At 70.7% G+C, this 16,792-nt stretch carries 14 protein-coding genes; 9 read left to right on the top strand and 5 right to left on the bottom strand.

Annotated elements, in window-relative coordinates; translation table 11 throughout:
• Positions 1-16: 16 nt before the first annotated feature.
• Positions 17-1,390, bottom strand: a complete 1,374-nt coding sequence (locus tag ACMW4R_RS01240; protein ID WP_058626263.1) for a glutamate decarboxylase — start codon at positions 1,388-1,390, stop codon at positions 17-19.
• A 112-nt stretch (positions 1,391-1,502) separates the two neighbouring features.
• Between ACMW4R_RS01240 and ACMW4R_RS01235 the strand changes: the two genes are divergently transcribed.
• The 3 genes from ACMW4R_RS01235 to ACMW4R_RS01225 all read left to right on the top strand — a co-directional run bounded on the left by ACMW4R_RS01235 (position 1,503) and on the right by ACMW4R_RS01225 (position 4,912).
• A complete protein-coding gene (locus tag ACMW4R_RS01235) occupies positions 1,503-2,516 on the top strand; it encodes an aldo/keto reductase family protein (RefSeq protein WP_058626264.1) in 1,014 nt (337 codons plus the stop codon).
• 267 nt (positions 2,517-2,783) lie between these two features.
• Positions 2,784-4,433, top strand: coding sequence for a DUF4407 domain-containing protein (locus tag ACMW4R_RS01230; RefSeq protein WP_418298919.1), 1,650 nt, complete (start codon positions 2,784-2,786; stop codon positions 4,431-4,433).
• Positions 4,433-4,912, top strand: a complete 480-nt coding sequence (locus ACMW4R_RS01225; protein WP_418298918.1) for an NUDIX domain-containing protein — start codon at positions 4,433-4,435, stop codon at positions 4,910-4,912. Before ACMW4R_RS01230 ends, ACMW4R_RS01225 begins: the two co-directional genes overlap by 1 nt.
• A 211-nt stretch (positions 4,913-5,123) precedes the next feature.
• Here ACMW4R_RS01225 and ACMW4R_RS01220 read toward each other — a convergent pair whose 3' ends face one another.
• Positions 5,124-6,098: a zinc-binding dehydrogenase gene (locus ACMW4R_RS01220; protein ID WP_418298917.1), complete on the bottom strand. Its 975-nt coding sequence runs from the start codon at positions 6,096-6,098 to the stop codon at positions 5,124-5,126.
• A 133-nt stretch (positions 6,099-6,231) separates the two neighbouring features.
• Between ACMW4R_RS01220 and ACMW4R_RS01215 the strand changes: the two genes are divergently transcribed.
• Positions 6,232-6,816 carry a TetR/AcrR family transcriptional regulator gene (locus ACMW4R_RS01215; RefSeq protein ID WP_418298916.1) on the top strand — a complete coding sequence of 195 codons (585 nt, stop codon included), beginning with the start codon at positions 6,232-6,234 and terminating at the stop codon, positions 6,814-6,816.
• A gap of 182 nt (positions 6,817-6,998) precedes the next feature.
• Here ACMW4R_RS01215 and ACMW4R_RS01210 read toward each other — a convergent pair whose 3' ends face one another.
• On the bottom strand, positions 6,999-7,313 hold the full coding sequence (locus ACMW4R_RS01210; protein ID WP_058597600.1) for a YbjQ family protein: 315 nt from the start codon (positions 7,311-7,313) through the stop codon (positions 6,999-7,001).
• A gap of 90 nt (positions 7,314-7,403) precedes the next feature.
• On the opposite strand from ACMW4R_RS01210, the gene ACMW4R_RS01205 reads away from it, so the two are divergent.
• Positions 7,404-8,582 carry a thiolase family protein gene (locus ACMW4R_RS01205; protein WP_418298915.1) on the top strand — a complete coding sequence of 393 codons (1,179 nt, stop codon included), beginning with the start codon at positions 7,404-7,406 and terminating at the stop codon, positions 8,580-8,582.
• Between the two features lie 153 nt (positions 8,583-8,735).
• Positions 8,736-9,440: a Type 1 glutamine amidotransferase-like domain-containing protein gene (locus ACMW4R_RS01200; RefSeq protein WP_418298914.1), complete on the top strand. Its 705-nt coding sequence runs from the start codon at positions 8,736-8,738 to the stop codon at positions 9,438-9,440.
• A gap of 222 nt (positions 9,441-9,662) precedes the next feature.
• On the opposite strand, the gene ACMW4R_RS01195 is transcribed toward ACMW4R_RS01200, so the two are convergent.
• Positions 9,663-13,124, bottom strand: a complete 3,462-nt coding sequence (locus ACMW4R_RS01195) for a choice-of-anchor I family protein (protein ID WP_418298913.1) — start codon at positions 13,122-13,124, stop codon at positions 9,663-9,665.
• A gap of 168 nt (positions 13,125-13,292) precedes the next feature.
• Between ACMW4R_RS01195 and ACMW4R_RS01190 the strand changes: the two genes are divergently transcribed.
• From ACMW4R_RS01190 to ACMW4R_RS01180, 3 genes are all read left to right on the top strand, one after another.
• Complete coding sequence (locus ACMW4R_RS01190; RefSeq protein ID WP_058614879.1) at positions 13,293-14,012, top strand: VIT1/CCC1 transporter family protein; 720 nt, start codon at positions 13,293-13,295, stop codon at positions 14,010-14,012.
• Positions 14,013-14,092: 80 nt separating this feature from the next.
• Positions 14,093-15,262 carry an acyl-CoA dehydrogenase family protein gene (locus ACMW4R_RS01185; RefSeq protein ID WP_418298912.1) on the top strand — a complete coding sequence of 390 codons (1,170 nt, stop codon included), beginning with the start codon at positions 14,093-14,095 and terminating at the stop codon, positions 15,260-15,262.
• Between the two features lie 79 nt (positions 15,263-15,341).
• Complete coding sequence (locus ACMW4R_RS01180; protein ID WP_058597723.1) at positions 15,342-16,130, top strand: enoyl-CoA hydratase-related protein; 789 nt, start codon at positions 15,342-15,344, stop codon at positions 16,128-16,130.
• A 61-nt stretch (positions 16,131-16,191) separates the two neighbouring features.
• On the opposite strand, the gene ACMW4R_RS01175 is transcribed toward ACMW4R_RS01180, so the two are convergent.
• The gene (locus ACMW4R_RS01175; protein WP_418298911.1) at positions 16,192-16,719 is read right to left on the bottom strand and encodes a MarR family winged helix-turn-helix transcriptional regulator; all 528 of its coding nucleotides are present in this window, start codon (positions 16,717-16,719) and stop codon (positions 16,192-16,194) included.
• Positions 16,720-16,792 lie beyond the last annotated feature (73 nt).

Genomic DNA, 16,792 nt, shown 5'->3' with positions numbered 1-16,792 from the left:
GGGCCGCGGCACCCGCTCAGTGGTGGAACCCCGGCCCCGTCCCCTCGGTCGGCATCGGCGACTGCAGCTTGTCGAGGTACGAGACCTCGGTGCGGATGTCGTCCAGCAGGTCGTCGGCGAGGTCGAGACTGAGTCCCGCGCGCACGACGATCCGCTGCACGGTGCGATCGGACATGTCGTCGGGCAGCGGGTAGGCCGGCACGAGCCAGCCGTGCATACGCAGCCGGTCGGACAGGTGGTACAGGTTCCAGTTCTCGGTGTAGCCCGGACGCATGCGCCACGCGAACACGGGTAGGTCGCTGCCGTCGCTCACCAGCTCGAACGGTTTCATCGCGCCGATCCCGTGCGACAGGTGCAGGGCGACCTTCTGCAGACCGCGCTGCACGGTCGCGTATCCCTCGAAGCCGAGGCGGAGGAACAGGTAGAACTGCAGCAGCACCTGGGCCCCGGGCCGCGAGAAGTTCAGCGCGAACGTGGGCATGTCGCCGCCGAGGTAGCTCACGCGGAACACCAGGTCTTCGGGCAGCCACTTCTCCTCGCGCCACACGACCCAGCCCACGCCGGGGTAAACGCCGCCGTACTTGTGCCCCGACGTCGAGATCGAGTGCACGCGCTCGAGTCGGAAGTCCCACACGAGCTCGGGCCGGAGGAACGGCGCGACCATCGCGCCCGAGGCGCCGTCGACGTGGATCGCGATGTCGAGGCCGGTCGTCTGCTCGATGGCATCCAGAGCCTGGGAGATGGATGCCACGGGCTCGTACGCCCCGGTATAGGTCACACCCAGGATGGCCACGACGCCAATCGTGTTCTCGTCGACGTAGTCCGCGAGATCGTGGCCGTCGAACACCGGGTGTTCGTCGGTGACGGGGACGTAGCGGGCCTCGACGTCCCAGTAGTTGCAGAACTTCTCCCAGCACACCTGCACCGCGCTGCTCATGACGAGGTTGGGCTTCTCGGTCGACTTTCCGGCGGCGCGACGGGCGTGCTGCCAACGGCGCTTGAGAGCGAGCCCGCCCAGCATGCACGCCTCGGACGAGCCGATCGTCGAGGTCCCCGCCGCACCCTCGACCGAGGGGGCGTGCCAGAGGTCGGCAAGCATGCGCCAGCACGTGCGCTCGATCTCGGCGGTGCGGGGGTACTCGTCCTTGTCGATCATGTTCTTGTCGTACGCGTCGGCGTAGAGCCGGTCGGCGTGCTCGTCCATCCACGTGCCGACGAACGTCGCGAGATTCATGCGCGCGTTGCCGTCGAGCATCATCTCGTCGTGCACGATCTGGTACGCCGTCTCGGGCAGCTCCGGGGTGCGAGGGAAGCGATCGCGGGGACGGCGGGTGGCTTCGCCGGCGCGGTCGAAGACGGGCGTCAACGCATCGTCGGGTCGGTGGGTCATGGGGGTGTCCTCCCTCGTGGCGACGCCGACCGGCGCGCTCGCCCCGAGCCTGGCAGAACCCGCTTCCGGATGCCATGGCCCCGATGTCCGGGGGGAGGGCTAGCGTTGAAGAATGGTCGGTTATCGCTACCTCGGAAACAGTGGATTCAAGATCTCGGAGATCACCCTCGGCAACTGGGTGACCCACGGTTCGCAGGTCGGTGACGACGCCGCGATCAAGACGGTGCACGCCGCGCTCGACGCGGGGATCACGACGTTCGACACCGCCGACGCTTACGCCAACGGCGCGGCCGAGACCGTGCTCGGCAAGGCCCTCGAGGGGCAGCGTCGCGAGTCGCTCGAGATCTTCACGAAGGTGTACTTCCCCACCGGTCCCGGGGGCGCGAACGACACCGGGCTGAGCCGCAAGCACATCATGGACTCGATCAACGGCTCGCTGAAGCGCTTGGGCACCGACTACGTCGACCTCTACCAGGCTCACCGTTTCGACTACGAGACCCCGCTCGAAGAGACCTTCCAGGCCTTCGCCGACGTCGTCCGCCAGGGCAAGGCGCTCTACGTCGGTGTGTCCGAGTGGACCGCCGAGCAGCTGCGCGAAGGTCACGCGCTCGCGAAGCAGCTCGGCATCCAGCTCATCTCGAACCAGCCGCAGTACTCGATGCTGTGGCGCGTGATCGAGGGCAAGGTCGTTCCCACGAGCGAGGAGCTCGGGATCTCGCAGATCGTCTGGTCGCCGATGGCGCAGGGCGTGTTGAGCGGCAAGTACCTGCCGGGCCAGCCGGTTCCCGAGGGCTCGCGCGCGACCGACGAGAAGAGCGGCGCGAACTTCATCAAGCGGTTCCTGAACGACGACACGCTCGAGGCCGTCCAGCGCCTCAAGCCCATCGCCGACGGTGCGGGTCTCACCATGCCGCAGCTCGCGATCGCGTGGGTGCTGCAGAACCCCAACATCGCCGCCGCCCTCGTGGGCGCCTCGCGTCCCGAGCAGCTCGCCGACACCGTGAAGGCGTCGGGCGTGACGCTGGATGCCGACACCCTCGCCGCGATCGACGAGGCCCTGGGCGACGCGGTGTTCTCCGACCCCGAGAACACCTACGACGTGTCGCCGAAGAAGCGCCTGGTCTGAGGTCCGCACGGGCGGGTCGGGCGTTCTGCGCCCGGCCCGCTTTTGCGTCCCCGTCTTCGCAGGGCGCAGGTGGCTGAGCCTGTCGAAGCCCCGGTACCTCCGCGCGCGGGGCGCCGCGCCCGGGATCGTGCCGTCTGAGTGTCCAAAACACCCGGACGTCGCAAAAATCCGTCCGGGTGTTGTGGACACTCAGCCGCGGGAGGCGCGCTGGGCTGCGCCTCAGGCGCCGCTCAGGAGAGCGCAGGAATCGCGTCGTACCCTGTGCGAATGTCCTTTTCCGCTCACCGGCCTGGCCGCTTCGGCTCCGACGGCCGCATCGAGTTCACGACGGACGAGGAACGCGAGCAGTATCTCGACGACATCCTCGCCGCGCAGAGTGCGGCGAACCGTCCCGCGTCGCAGGATGGCGCGACCGAGCCCTGGGGAGCCCCGTCGGGCTCGGATGACCCGACTCTCCCGCTCGACCCCGACACACCCGATCCCGACGCCCCCGACGTCGACGCCCCCGGTGCGACGGAACCCGACGCCGAAGCGCCTGAATCCGCACCCGCTGCCGATGAGACCCTCGTCCTCGACCGCGACGAGGCCGCCGGCCCGGAGCGTGAGCGGGCCGCCGCCGACGAGGCGCCCGAGCCCGTGGCATCCGGTCCCCGGGCTCCCCGCCTCCGTCGCGACGATCCGCGCCGCCCGCGACTCTCGCTCATCCGGCGCATGGCCGTTCTCGGCGGCGCCGACAACGACGTGCTCAACGAGGTTCCCGAAGAGGTTCCGCGTTTCGTTCAGATGTTCTTCGTCCTCGCGGGGACCGCTCTGGTCTCGTCGCTGTCGATGATGTTCGCGCTGCTCACGGGCGTGCGCGTCAGCCTCTTCCTGGCGATTCCGCTGGCCCTGGTCTGGGGCCTCATCATCTTCAACCTCGACCGCTTCCTCACCTCGACGATGCGCTCGACGAAGAACGTCTTCCGCCTGCTCGGCCTCGCCTTCCCGCGCGTGATCATGGCCGCGCTCATCGGCATCGTCGTCGCGGAGCCGCTCGTGCTGCAGGTGTTCCAGAACGACATCGCCCGCGAGGTGAACTCCACGAACGTCACGCAGGCGCTGAGCGATCAGGATGCCGTCACCAACGGTCCCGAGAAGCAGGCCCTCGACGCCGCGTCCGCCCAGGTCGCTGCCCTCGAGAACCAGGCGGCGACGGGCATCGTCACGGGGACCTCCTCGACGTCGGCCGAATCGGCTGCCGCCCAACAGACGGTGGACCAGCTCACGCAGCAGCTCGCCGCGCAGCAGACCGTGATCGATCAGGCGCGCGCGGTGTACCAGTGCGAGCTGACCGGTCAGGGTGCGGGCACCGTGCCGGGCTGTACGGGAGTCGCGGGCAACGGCGCGAGCTCCGACGCCGCCCAGGCCCAGCTGGCCCAGGCGCAGTCGGCGTACGACGCGCTCTCGACACAGCTGCAGCAGGCGCAGACCGCACTGGCGGCCGCCAACGCCGCGGGCACCGAGGCCGCAGCATCCTCGGCCGAGCAGAACAAGCAGCAGGCGGAGGATCAGCTCCCCGCCGCCCGCACGCAGTACGAGACGGCGCTGGCCGCGTACAACCAGCGCGCGGCGTCCGTCGCCGACGGCAACGCCGGCGCGGTCGGCCTGCTCAGTCAGATCACGGCCCTCGAACGCCTCTCGGATCGAGAGCCCGCCCTGCGGTGGGCGCACTACCTCATCGCGGCGCTGTTCTTCATGATCGAGCTGCTGCCGGTGCTGGTGAAGGTGCTCACCGGCTTCGGTGGACCCTCGCTCTACGAGAAAGCCGAGAGGATGCGCGGCCAGATCGCCCTCGACCGCGTCACGGCCCGCACCTACCGCAAGCGCGCCGACGTGATCGTCGATGAAGCCGCGCGCGTTCCCGCGGCGACCGCCTGATGGTCGCCTGGAGCGCGGGGCTTCTGCTCTACCGCCTCACCCCCGAGCCCGAAGTGCTCATCGCGCACATGGGTGGACCGTTCTGGGCCAAGAAGGACGCCGGGGCCTGGTCGATCCCCAAGGGCGAGTACGAGCCCGAGACGGAGGGGGCTCTGGATGCCGCCCGCCGCGAGTTCCGCGAAGAGCTCGGCGTCGAGCCGCCCGAGGTCGACTGGGCCGAGCTCGGAACGTTCGCGTACTCCAGCGGGAAGAAAGTGGTCGTGTTCGCCGGTGACGGCGCCGGGTTCTCGGCATCCGGATTCACGTTCGGAGAGTTCGAGATGGAGTGGCCGCCCCGCTCCGGCAAACGGGCGTCGTTCCCCGAGGTCGACCGTGCGGAGTGGATGGGTCTGGATGCCGCCCGCGAGGCCCTCGTGAAGGGCCAGCGCCCCGCGCTCGACGCTCTCGCGTCCGCGCTCGAGCTCCTGCGCGGGCGCTGACGCCGCCGCGCGCGCCCCGGCCCGCGCTCTTCTGGCCCGCGGCCCGGGCCGCGGGCGCCCCGGCCCCGCTCCTCCGGCCCGCGGCCCGGCCTGCCGCGCGTGGCCCGCTCAACGCTGAGTGTCCAAAACACCCGGACATCTTGGAAAAACGTCCGGGTGTTCTGGACACTCAAGAGGTGCGGACGGCGGTTGCGCCGCCCGCACGTTCACATCACGGGCGCAGCAGCACCTTGCCGACGCGGGGCGAATCGCTCGCCGTCACGGCCTCCACGATGTCGTCGAGGCCGAAGGTCGCCGCGACCGGGAGGGTGAGGGTGCCGTCGGCGAGGTAGCGCGACAGTTCGCCGAACAGCGCGCCGCGGGTCTCGGCATCCATCGTCTTGCTGACGACGCTGCCCCAGAAGCCCTTCACGGTGGCCTGGCGGAAGATGAGGTCACCGGCGCCGATCTCGAGCGTGCCCGCACCCATCGACCCGAAGATCACGAGAGTGCCGTTCTCGCTCAGCAGCGAGAGGACCTGGCCGGCGGCGGGGCCACCGACCGAGTCGACACCCGCGACGACGGTGCCGTCGCCGATGATCGCGAGGGCCTGGTCGCGCCAGTCGTCGGCATCCGTCGACACGACGTTCTCGATGCCTTGCGCGGCCAGCTCGTCGATAGCGCTCCGGCGGCGGACGAGACCGAGGACATGGATGCCACGGGCCTTGGCGATCTGCGCGACCATGCGACCGACCGCGCCGTTGGCGGTGTTCTGCACGATCCAGTCGCCGGCCTTCAGGTCGAGCGAGTGCAGCAGGCTGATCGCGCTGAACGGCATGGACACGAGCTGTGCGGCCATCTCGTCGGGGAGTCCGTCGACGACGGGGATGAGACCGGCCGCCTTCGTGACGACCTGCTCGGCCCAGACGCCGAAGGTGCCGCCGGTGGCGACGCGCTGGCCGACGGTCAGTCCCTCGACGCCCTCGCCGAGCTCTTCGATGACCCCGACGGCCTCGGTGCCGGCGCGGGCGGGGAGCTCCGGCTTGAAGCCGTAGGTGCCGCGGATCGTCCACAGGTCGTGGTTGTGGATGGGCGACAGGATCACGCGCAGGCGCACCTCGCCGGGGCCGGGGGTCGGGGTCTCGACCTCTTCGACGCCGAGGACGTCGGCCGGTTCGCCGAACTCGTGGTGGATGACTGCGCGCATGGATTCCTCCTGTGGTTATTTTGTAACGACTGGTCTAATATAGACCCCGCGCCGGAAAGCGCAACCGTGAGGATGCTGAGGGCTCCGGCGGCTTCGACGAGCTCAGCCACCTCGGGGAGAAAAAGGGAAACGCATGGGCAGAATGCCGAGCTTCGAACGCTCCGCCGTCGTCGACGCCGCGCGCGACGTGTTCTGGCGGCGCGGCTACGCCGAGACCGGCATCGCCGAGCTCGAAGAGGCCACGGGCCTCACCCGCTCGAGCATCTACAACGCCTTCGGGAGCAAGCGCGGACTCTTCGACGCGGTGCTCGCCGCCTACCTCGACGACGTCGTCCGCACGCGTCTGCGCCCCCTGGGAGGGGGAGACCCGGGCGCGTTGGAGGCGTACGTCGCCGAGATGGTCGCCGGGATCGCCGCCGACACCCCGCGTGCCCGCCTCGGCTGCCTGCTCTTGAACGCAGGATCCTCGCCGCTCGCGTCCGACGACGCCGACGTCCGCACCCTCGTGTCGGACTACGCGGCCGAGATGCGTGCCGCGATCCGCGCCGCCGTCGCCGACCGTCGCCCCGATCTGACTCCGGATGCCGTCGACGCCCTCGCCGCGGTCTGCGCCTCGCTCGTGGTGGCCGGGCTCACCCTCGCGCGCGCCGATCGCGACGGGGCGATCGCGACCCTGGCATCCATCCGCACGACCCTGGAGTCGTGGGGTCGGGGCTGACCGCCGCACGCGCCGCGCTGTCGCGCCCGCGCGTCCGTGTGCGGCACCGCGCCCGCGAGACTGCACGCAGCTGACAAACCGCCTGCACGCTGCAGTGGGTTTGTCAGCGAGATGCAGTCTCGCGGCCCTGCCGCGGCGCGCCGTGCGGCCGCGCCCCGCCCTCGAGGGAGCCGCGACCCGGGTCAGGCCAGCTTCACCGCCGTACCGTAGGCCACGACCTCTTGGAAGTTCTGCGCCACTTCGCTCGTGTCGAAGCGCATCGCGATCACCGCGTCGGCGCCGAGCGCCTGCGCTTCCTCGATGAGGCGCTGCTTGGCCTCGTCGCGGCTCTCCTGGAGCTGCTTGGTGAGGCCCTGCAGTTCGCCGCCGAAGATCGACTTGAGGCCGGCACCGAACTGCACGCCGATGTTGCGGGCGCGCACGGTCAGGCCGGTCACCTCCCCGAAGACCTCGGTGATCTGGCGGCCGGGGACATCGTTCATCGTCGTCACGAGCATGGGGTCAGTGTGGCAGCGAGGGGGCGGGCGCACCAGACCCGATCAGGCGACCCCCTGGATCGGCGCACAGCACTCCCGTACTGTGCACACGTGTCAGAATCGCGCATCGTCATCGTCTCGGGCGCGCGGACGCCCATCGGTTCCTTCGCGGGCTCGCTCTCGGGCGTCGACGCGTACGAGCTCGGGGCGGTCGCCGTGACCGAGGCCCTGCGCCGAGCGGGAGTCGCCGCCGCCGACGTCGACGAGGTCGTCATGGGCTGCATCGCGCAGAACGGCCCCGACGCCTACAACGCCCGCCGCGTCGCGCTCGCCGCGGGGCTTCCCACTCGGGTCCCCGCTTTCACGGTCAACCGCCTCTGCGGTTCGGGCCTCCAGGCCATCTGGTCAGCGGCTCAAGAACTCCGCTGGGGCGGGATCGATGTCGCCGTCGCGGGCGGCGACGAGAGCATGTCGCGCACGCCGTTCCTCGAGTACGGCGCCCGCGGCAACGCTCGTCTCGGCGACCGCACGCTCCTCGACGGAACCCTCGCGATCCTCACCGACCCTTTCAGCGGCCGGCACATGGGCACGACGGCCGAGGTCGTGGCATCCCGGTACTCCGTCTCCCGCGCGGAGCAGGACGCCTTCGCGGTCGAGAGCCAGCGACGGGCGTCGACGGATGCCGCGCGCGCGGCGTTCGCGGAGGAAATCGTGCCGGTGACGACCGGCGGAAAGCATCCGGTCGAGGTCTCGGTCGACGAGCACCCGCGTCCGGGGACGACTCTCGAAGCGTTGGCGGGGCTGCGACCCGCGTTCGAAAAGGACGGATCGGTGACGGCGGGCAACTCCTCGGGCATCAACGACGGCGCGGCGGCGACCGTGCTCATGCGAGAGGACGACGTGCGCGATCGTGGGCTGGCAGGTCTCGCGACCCTCGAGGCCGTGACGACGGCCGGTGTCGACCCCGAGATCATGGGATACGCGCCCGTCCTCGCCCTGCGGCGGCTCTGGGAGCAGACCGGGCTCAGCCCCGCCGACATCGACGTGATCGAGCTGAACGAGGCCTTCGCGGCTCAGGCGGTCGCCGTGATCCGCGACGCCGGCCTCGATCCCGAGAGGGTCAACCCGTACGGCGGCGCGATCGCCCTCGGCCACCCGGTCGGTGCGACGGGCGCGATCCTGACGGTCCGCGCCGCCCTCGACCTGCAGCGCCGCGACCTCGAGTACGCGGTCGTGACGATGTGCATCGGCGGCGGTCAGGCGCTCGCGGCGCTGCTGCGGCGGTACTGACGGCGTCCATTCGGCCCTGTCGTCCGGCGGCCGTCGTGCGGAGTTCGTGGGGGCCACGCCGTGGCGTGTTGGCCTCTGGCGGCGTGTCGGGCACGAACTCCGCCGGACGGTCGGGCCCGCGGCATCCGTTCCTCTGAGCGGGATACTGGGCGGATGAGTGTTCACCTTCTCGGCGGCGGGCGCGACGTCGCGCGCTGCGGTGCCCTGTTGCAGACCTTCGTGGCCGAAGCGCGCGAGCACGCCGCGGGCCGTGAGCCGGTCATCGCCGTGCTGCTCGTTCTCGAGGCCGACGACGAGAGCTCGGTCGCGCGGTTCCGCGGCGTCGTCGAGGCCGCGGGCGCGACCGATGTCCGCGTCGCGGCGATCGTCGAGGGCGAGACCTTCACCCCTGAGGCGATCGAGGCCGATGCGATCTTCGTCGGCGGCGGTCTGACCCCGGCCTACCACGAGGCCTTCGTTCCGATCCGTGACGCCGTCCGCTCCCGTGTGGAGGGAGGGATGCCGTATGCCGGCTTCTCGGCCGGTGCGGCGATCGCGCCGGAACGTGCCCTCGTCGGCGGGTACCTGCTGCGGGGTGTGGAGGTGGCATCCGAAGATGCCGGTGAGGAGCTCGATGAGCTCGAGGTGCGGGACGGCCTGGGACTGGTTCCGTTCGCCGTGGATGTGCACGCGGCGCAGTGGGGGACCGTGTCGCGACTGGTCGCCGCGGTCGATGCGGGCTTGATCGCCGAGGGCGTCGCGATCGACGAGCACACGGCGCTCATCGTTTCGGGAGACACCGCCGTGCACGGCTCCGGCCAGGTCTGGAACGTCGGCCCCGCGGCATCCGGGGTCCGGGTGAGTCTCCGCTCGGCGTGAGGTCCGGTACCGTCCGGGTCCGTGCCGTCGCGCGGAGTTCGGCGCGGACACGCCGTGGGCGGGGCCATGGGGTCGGCGTGTCGGGGAGGGACTCCGCCTGACGGCCCGACGGCCTGACGGCCCGACGGCACCGCACCGTCCGGCGACCCTCCCGACACCCCCCACCGGGCACAGAGGAACGGCCCCCACTCGCGAGGGTGAGGGCCGTTCCGAGGTCAAGCGTCAGACCGTGCGCCGCCGCCGCAGGGCGAAGGCGAGGCCGCCCGCGACCACGAGGAACCCGCCCGCGAGGGCCACGCCCCACGGTGCCTCGACACCGGTGTTCGCGAGCTTGCCGCCGGGGCTCGTCGGCTGTCCGGGTGCGGCGGGCGCGGGCGTCGGTTCGGCGCCGGGGTCCTCGCCCGGCGTCGCGTCGGAGGCGAGCACGGCCCGTCCGAGCGGAGCCGGGTCGACCACGGGGGTCGCCTCGAAGTACGCGAGCGTCGCGTCGAGGTCGATCTGTCCGGTGTCGGTGCGGTCGGTTCCCGCCGCGAAGGTCGGGAAGCCGTCGCCGCCGTTCGCGAGGAACGAGTTCGTCACGACCGTGAACGTGTCGGTGTCGGCGATCGGCTTGCCCTGGTAGGCCATCGAGACGACCGAGCCCACCCGCGGGTTCGTCGGGTCCTGCGTGAAGGTGTACGAGAAGCCCTCCGAGACCCCGAGGTGCAGCTTCGGTCGATCGCCCTCGGCCTTCCACTGCTCGTTCAGGATGCCGCGCAGCTGCTCGCCCGTCAGCGTCACCGTCACGAGGGTGTTGGCGAAGGGCTGCACGAGAGCGGCCTCCTTGTAGGTGACCACCCCGTCGTCGCCCTTCAGCAGGTCGGCGCGCAGGCCACCGGGGTTCATGAGCGCGATTCGCGCCTTCGTCCCGGCGTAGGCGGGGTTCTCCGACGTCGCCCACAGGTACACGTCGGCGACCCAGTTGCCCATCGACGACTCGACGCCGCGGTCGGCTCCCGACGGGGTTCCGCCGCGCAGGATGTCGCCGCTGATCTCGCCGACGGGCTTCGCACCGATGACGTCGGCCTGTGCGACGTACTCCGCGACCTTCGCCTCGATCTCGGCATCCGGAGCGAAAGCCCCCGCGAGCGGGAACGTGGTTCCGGTGATGGATGCCAGGGAGTCGGTGCGCGTGTCCCACGTGAGCGACAGCTGGCCCATGGCCTTGCCGTACTCGTAGGCCTGGATCACCGGGCGGGTGAGGTCGGTACCTGCCACGGGAAGGTCGCACGCGTAGGTCTGGTGCGTGTGCGCCGAGACGATCGCGTCGATCTCGGGCGAGGCGTTGACGGCGAGGTTGCCGAAGCCGGACTGGTCGGCGGTGATCGCGGCGCAGTCGTCGGAGACCGCGGCGCCCGAGTGCGTCAGCAGGACGATCACGTCGGCGAGGTCACCGCTCGTGATCTCGTCGGCGACGCGGTTCGCGGCCTCGAGCTGGTCGCCGAACTCCACGTCGGCGATGCCGGCCGGGTCGACCATGGTCGCGGTGTCGGGGGTGACGGTGCCGATGAAGGCCACGCGCACGCCGTCGACGTCCTTGATCGCGTACTCGTCGAGCGCGGGCTCTTTCGTGCCCTTCTTGTACACGTTCGCGCCGAGACCGTACTCGCCGCCGCCGTACTCGGGCAGCACCCGGTCGGTGAGGTCGGCGAAGCCGCGGTCGAACTCGTGGTTGCCCACGGCCGACACGTCGAGACCGGACGCCTTCAGCGTGTCGATCGTCGGCGAATCGTTCTGGATGAGCGAGGTGAAGGTCGACGCGCCGATGTTGTCACCCGCCGAGACGAAGAGCGTGTTCGGGTTGGCGGCTTCCTTGGCCTTCACGGCGCCCGCGATGACGGCCGCGCCGGCCTCGCCCTGCGAGCCCGCTTCGAGGCGGCCGTGGAAGTCGTTGACCGTCAGGATGTCGATGTTCTTCACCGTCGGGTTCGAGACCTCGAACAGCGTCGTGGTGCCCGACACCTCGTTGCCGACGGCGACGAGCGGTCGACCCGTGGGGGATGCGTCAGCGGGAATGAAGTCCACGCCCTCGGGACCGAGGTCGCCGGCCTTCGACAGCAGCTCGCGGTCGGCGGTCTCGTCTCCGGTGAGCTGGTCTTCCATGGACACCGAGAAGTCGCGGTTGTTGACGTATCCCGCGTAGGCGGCCTTCGTCGGGTCGGTGATGTCGTAGGTCATCACGCCGCCGACGCGCTCGAGACCGATGAACGCGTAGGTGCGCCCGTCGACCTCGCCGATCGCGAGGTTCTCGGGCTCGGGGCCCTTGTCGTCGCTGCGGCCCTCGAGGTTCGAGGCCGAGTGGTTCGAGTTGAAGAAGTCGGGGTCCGCGTCGTGCGTGATGCGCTCGAAGTCGGCACCGGAGTCGAAGACCTGCTCGCCCGCGGTGTTCCACACCGAGAAGCCGCGGCCGCCGAAGGTGTAGAGCTCCGAGTAGCAGGTCCCGTCGGCGCTCAGGCCCATGTCGGTCGCGACGTTGAGTCGACCGAGGTCCGCGTCGTCGAGCGAGCCGGCCAGCGGGCTGTCGGCGCAGACGGGCGCGAGACCGTCCTCACCGAGATCCTTCACGCGGGCGGTGTCGTTGAAGTCGCCCCACTCGCGGCCGTCGCCCTCGTTGGCGGTGACGAGGTAGGTCTCGCCGTTCGCCTCGTACGCCTGGATGCCATCGGGCATGTACATGCCGAACAGGCCCGGGTAGCTCTTCTCGTTGTAGGTCGGGGCATCTTCGGGGTCGCGGTCGCTCGCGTCGAGCGTCTCGACGCCGTAGTCCTTGTACCCCAGGGGACGGATGCCACTGACCTCCGCCGACGCCAGGTCGACGATCGCGATCGCGTTCGCCTCCTGCAGGGCGACGTACGCGGTCCCTCCGGCGATCGCGACGTACTCGGGCTCGAGGTTGCGGCTCACGCGGTTCGCGGCGAGTGGGGTGTCGCCCTGGTCGGGGGCGGCGACATCGGGGCCGAAGACGCGGACGGCGGGGTCGAGGGTCTTCGACCCACCCTGCTCGAAGGCTCCGAAGCCGGCCGTGCGCACGGCATCCTGGCTCGGCGCCGCCTTCTCGGCGGGGAGCGTGACGATCCCGACCGAGCCCTCGGGGTCGACCGAGAAGTCGTCGGCGGGCTCGCCCTCGTTCGCGACGACGGCGACCGTGCCGTCGGCCGAGATCGTGACCATGTCGGGAAGCGCTCCGACGGTGACCTGGCCCAGCACGGTCGGCTCGGCGGCATCCGCGTCGAAGAACACCAGCCGGCCCGGCGCCGTCTTGTCGGCGTCCTCGAGGGCGATGACGCCCAGGCCGTCGGCGCGCACCGCGAGCGAGTTCGCCACGCCCGTCCCCGTGATCGAGTACAGCTTCGTGGGCGCCGTGGGGCTGCTCATGTCGAGCACGTCGACGGCACCGGCCTGCGCGTTCACGACGAACAGGCGGTTCTTGTACGCGTGCACGATCTCGGCGGCCGACTGGTCGAACACGCCTGTCTCGTAGGTGCCGATCGGGCGGAGGCTGACCGTGCTGTCGGCGGGAGCGTCACGGATCGGGTCGGGAACGATCGCGGCGGATGCCGCGGTGGCGCTCGAGAGCGCGAGCGCGCAGACAGCCGCGGTCGTCGCGGTCAGCGCGACGGTACGGCGAAGGAAGGGCGAAGGCATGGCTGTGTCCTCGGGGCAGGGGATCGACGCGCCGCGGGGGCGGCACACCGGACGCCGCGGGGGCGGCGGACGCGCCGAGTCTGGCCGCGGTCCGTGACGCTCGGGTGAACGAGAGGCGAACGCTCGCACGCGCGCCCGCTCCGGCGCGTCGCGGTCTACTCTGAGCGCATGACGGAGCTCTCCGGTGCCCACGCCGACGAACCGCATCGCCAGGGCCTCGCCCAACGCTTGAACGGCCTGCGCGCGGGGGTGCTCGGCGCGAACGACGGCATCGTCTCGACGGCCGCGGTCGTCGTGGGCGTGGCGGGAGCGACGAGCGAGGTCGGGCCGGTGCTCGTCGCCGGGCTCGCGGCTCTCGTCGGCGGCGCCGTGTCGATGGCGCTCGGCGAGTACGTCTCGGTCTCGAGCCAGCGCGACAGCGAGCGGGCGCTCATCCAGAAGGAGCGCCGCGAGCTCGCGGAGGATCCGGATGCCGAGTTCGCCGAGCTCGTCGGGTTGTACGAGGCCCAGGGGCTCACGCGCGACACGGCGACCCGCGTGGCGACCGAGCTCACGGCATCCGATGCCCTGAAAGCGCACCTGTCGATCGAGCTGAACATCGACGCCGACGACGTGGTGAGTCCGTGGACCGCCGCGCTGGCCTCGGCGGTGGCGTTCACGATCGGGGCGCTGCTGCCTCTCGCGACGATCCTGTTGGCGCCGGTGGAGGTGAGGGTTCCCCTGACCTTCGCGGCGGTGCTCGTCGCGCTCGCGATCACGGGATACGTGGCGGCGTGGATCGGGGGCGCGCGTCGTGGCCGCTCGATCCTGCGCACGGTGATCGGCGGGGCGCTCGCGCTGGGGGCGACGTACCTGGTGGGGTCGCTGTTCGGGGTGGCGGCGGGTTAGTAGATTCCCCTACCAATTAGTAGGACGTCCAGCTATTCTGGCGGGAGCGACGACGCCGTCGCCCCACGAAGGAGAGCCGCATGGACACCACCCCTGCTCCCGCGCTCGACGCCTCGGCCCTGTCCGCCGACGAGCGCGAAGCCATCCTCGAAGCCGTCCGTGACTTCGCCGCGACCGAGCTCGCCCCGCACAGTCTGGAGTGGGATGCCGAGAAGCACTTCCCCCGCGATGTCCTGCGCCGCGCGGGAGAGCTGGGCCTCGGCGGCGTGTACGTGCAGGACGACGTCGGGGGCGCGGGCCTGTCGCGCCGCGACGCCGTCGCGATCTTCGAGGAGCTCGCCTACGGCGACCCCACCGTGACCGCGTACATCACGATCCACAACATGGTCGCGTGGATGATCGACGCCTATGGCACATCGGAACAGCGCGACCGGTGGCTGCCCGGCCTCGTCGCGATGGACGACCTCGGCGCCTACTGCCTCACCGAGCCCGGCGCGGGATCGGACGCGGCGGCGATCACCACCTCGGCGATCCGCCACGATGACACGTACGTGCTCACGGGCGTCAAGCAGTTCATCTCGGGTGCGGGCGAGGCATCCGTCTATGTCGTCATGGCGCGCACGGGAGAGCCGGGCGCCCGCGGGATCAGCGCCTTCCTCGTGCCCGCCGACGCCGACGGGCTGTCGTTCGGGCCGAACGAGAAGAAGATGGGCTGGAACGCCCAGCCCACGCGACAGGTGGTGCTGCACGAGGTGCGTGTGCCCGCGGAGAACCTCCTCGGCGGAGAGGGCCGCGGCTTCTCGATCGCCATGACGGCGCTCAACGGCGGCCGATTGAACATCGCCACCTGCTCGATCGGCGGGGCGCGCTGGGCCCTCGACCGCGCGATCGCCTACGTCCACGAGCGCTTCACCTTCGGCGAGGCGCTCGCCGAGAAGCAGTCCGTCGTCTTCGCGGTGGCCGACATGGCGACCGAGCTCGAGGCCGCGCGCCTACTCGTGCGCGATGCGGCGACGGCCCTGGACGCGAAAGACCCCGACACGGCGACCCGCTGTGCGATGGCCAAACGATTCGCGACCGACGTCGGGTTCCGCGTCGCGAACGAGGCGCTGCAACTGCACGGCGGCTACGGCTACCTGCAGGACTACGGCATCGAGAAGGTCGTCCGCGATCTGCGCGTGCACCAGATCCTCGAGGGCACGAACGAGATCATGCGTCTCATCGTCGGTCGGAGCGTCCTGGCCGCGTGACTCGAGTCCCTCGGCGATGTCGGGGGAGCGTGAAAGCATGCCAGAGCGGGATCGTCCGCGCCGACAGAACGGGAGTGACATGACGGATCAGGATGCCGGGTACGAGACGATTCGCGTCGAGCAGCGGGGCCGTGTCGGCTGGATCACCCTCGACCGCCCCGAGGCGCTGAACGCGCTGAACTCGCGCACCATGCACGAGGTGGTCGCTGCGGCCGAGGCCTTCGACGGCGATGAGGGCGTCGGCGCGATCGTCGTGACCGGAAGCGAGAAGGCGTTCGCGGCCGGAGCCGACATCAAGGAGATGGAGGGCAAGTCCAGCGTCGAGATGACCCTGACCGATCACTTCGGCGGCTGGTCACGGTTCGCGGCCGTTCGCACGCCCGTGATCGCCGCGGTCTCGGGTTACGCCCTCGGCGGCGGCTGCGAGCTCGCGCTCATGTGCGACGTGATCCTGGCCTCGGACCGCGCGAGGTTCGGCCAGCCCGAGGTGCAGCTGGGCGTGATCCCGGGTATGGGCGGGACGCAGCGGCTCGTGCGGGCTCTCGGGTACTACAAGGCGGCCGAACTCGTCTTGACCGGCCGGATGATCGACGCTGTCGAGGCCGAGCGGGTGGGGCTGGTGTCGCGCGTCGTGCCCGGGGCCGACCTGCTCGAGGAGGCGCAGACGGTCGCCGAGACGATCGCCGCGAAGCCGCTCCCGGCCCTCTACGCGGCGAAGGCCGCGCTCGACGCCGCGCTCGAGACCTCTCTCGCCGAGGGCCTCCGCTTCGAGCGCCAGGCGTTCGCCGGTCTCTTCGACACGGCCGATCAGAAGGAGGGGATGGCGGCGTTCCGCGAGAAGCGGGCACCGTCGTTCACCCACCGATGATCGAGACGACGCGACGGAACCCCGCTCGATCGGCCGCACCACGCGCGGCTACGGGCCCACGTCAGAGCGGGTCGGGCACCGGAGCGGGATCGGCGAAGTCGCCGGCCCCCTTGCGGAAGCGCGCGATGATCCGGACGAGCGCCGTCGCGTCGTCGTCGACGAGCCCGAGATCCGCGAACACGGTGTTCAGCGCGGCGGTGGCCTCGTCCACCCGCCGTCGCCCCTCGTCGGTGAGGGCGAGCAGCGCCGCACGTCCGTCGGTGGGGTGCGGTTCACGTGAGACGAGCCCGTCGCGGGTCAGCCGCTCGACCGTGTTCGTGACGCTCGTCGGATGCACCTGCAGTCGGGCGATCGCGCTGGCCATCGGCATCCGTCCCTCCCGCGTGAAAGCGAGCAGCCGCAGCATCTCGAAGCGCGAGAACGACAGGTCGAAGGGCTTCAGCGCCCGATCGATGGATGCCATGAGCAACTGGTGCGCCCGGATCACCGAGGTCACGACCGTCATGCCGTCGGCGGCGTCGTCCCAGCCGTGCGCGAGCCACTGGCGCTTGGCTTCGGCGATCGGGTCGACGGGCAGTCGTCGCGTCATGGGTCCTCCTCGCGTTTCACGGTACCGCGCGGGCGGCATCCGTGAACGTGTCCGTGGCCGTGAGGCCGTGGCG

Origin of the sequence: Microbacterium sp. S1037, assembly GCF_048381605.1 — a bacterium.
Lineage (GTDB): Bacteria > Actinomycetota > Actinomycetes > Actinomycetales > Microbacteriaceae > Microbacterium > Microbacterium testaceum_B.
The sequence above is the reverse complement of the archived record's forward strand: the minus strand, read 5'-3'. Positions and strand labels throughout refer to the sequence as shown.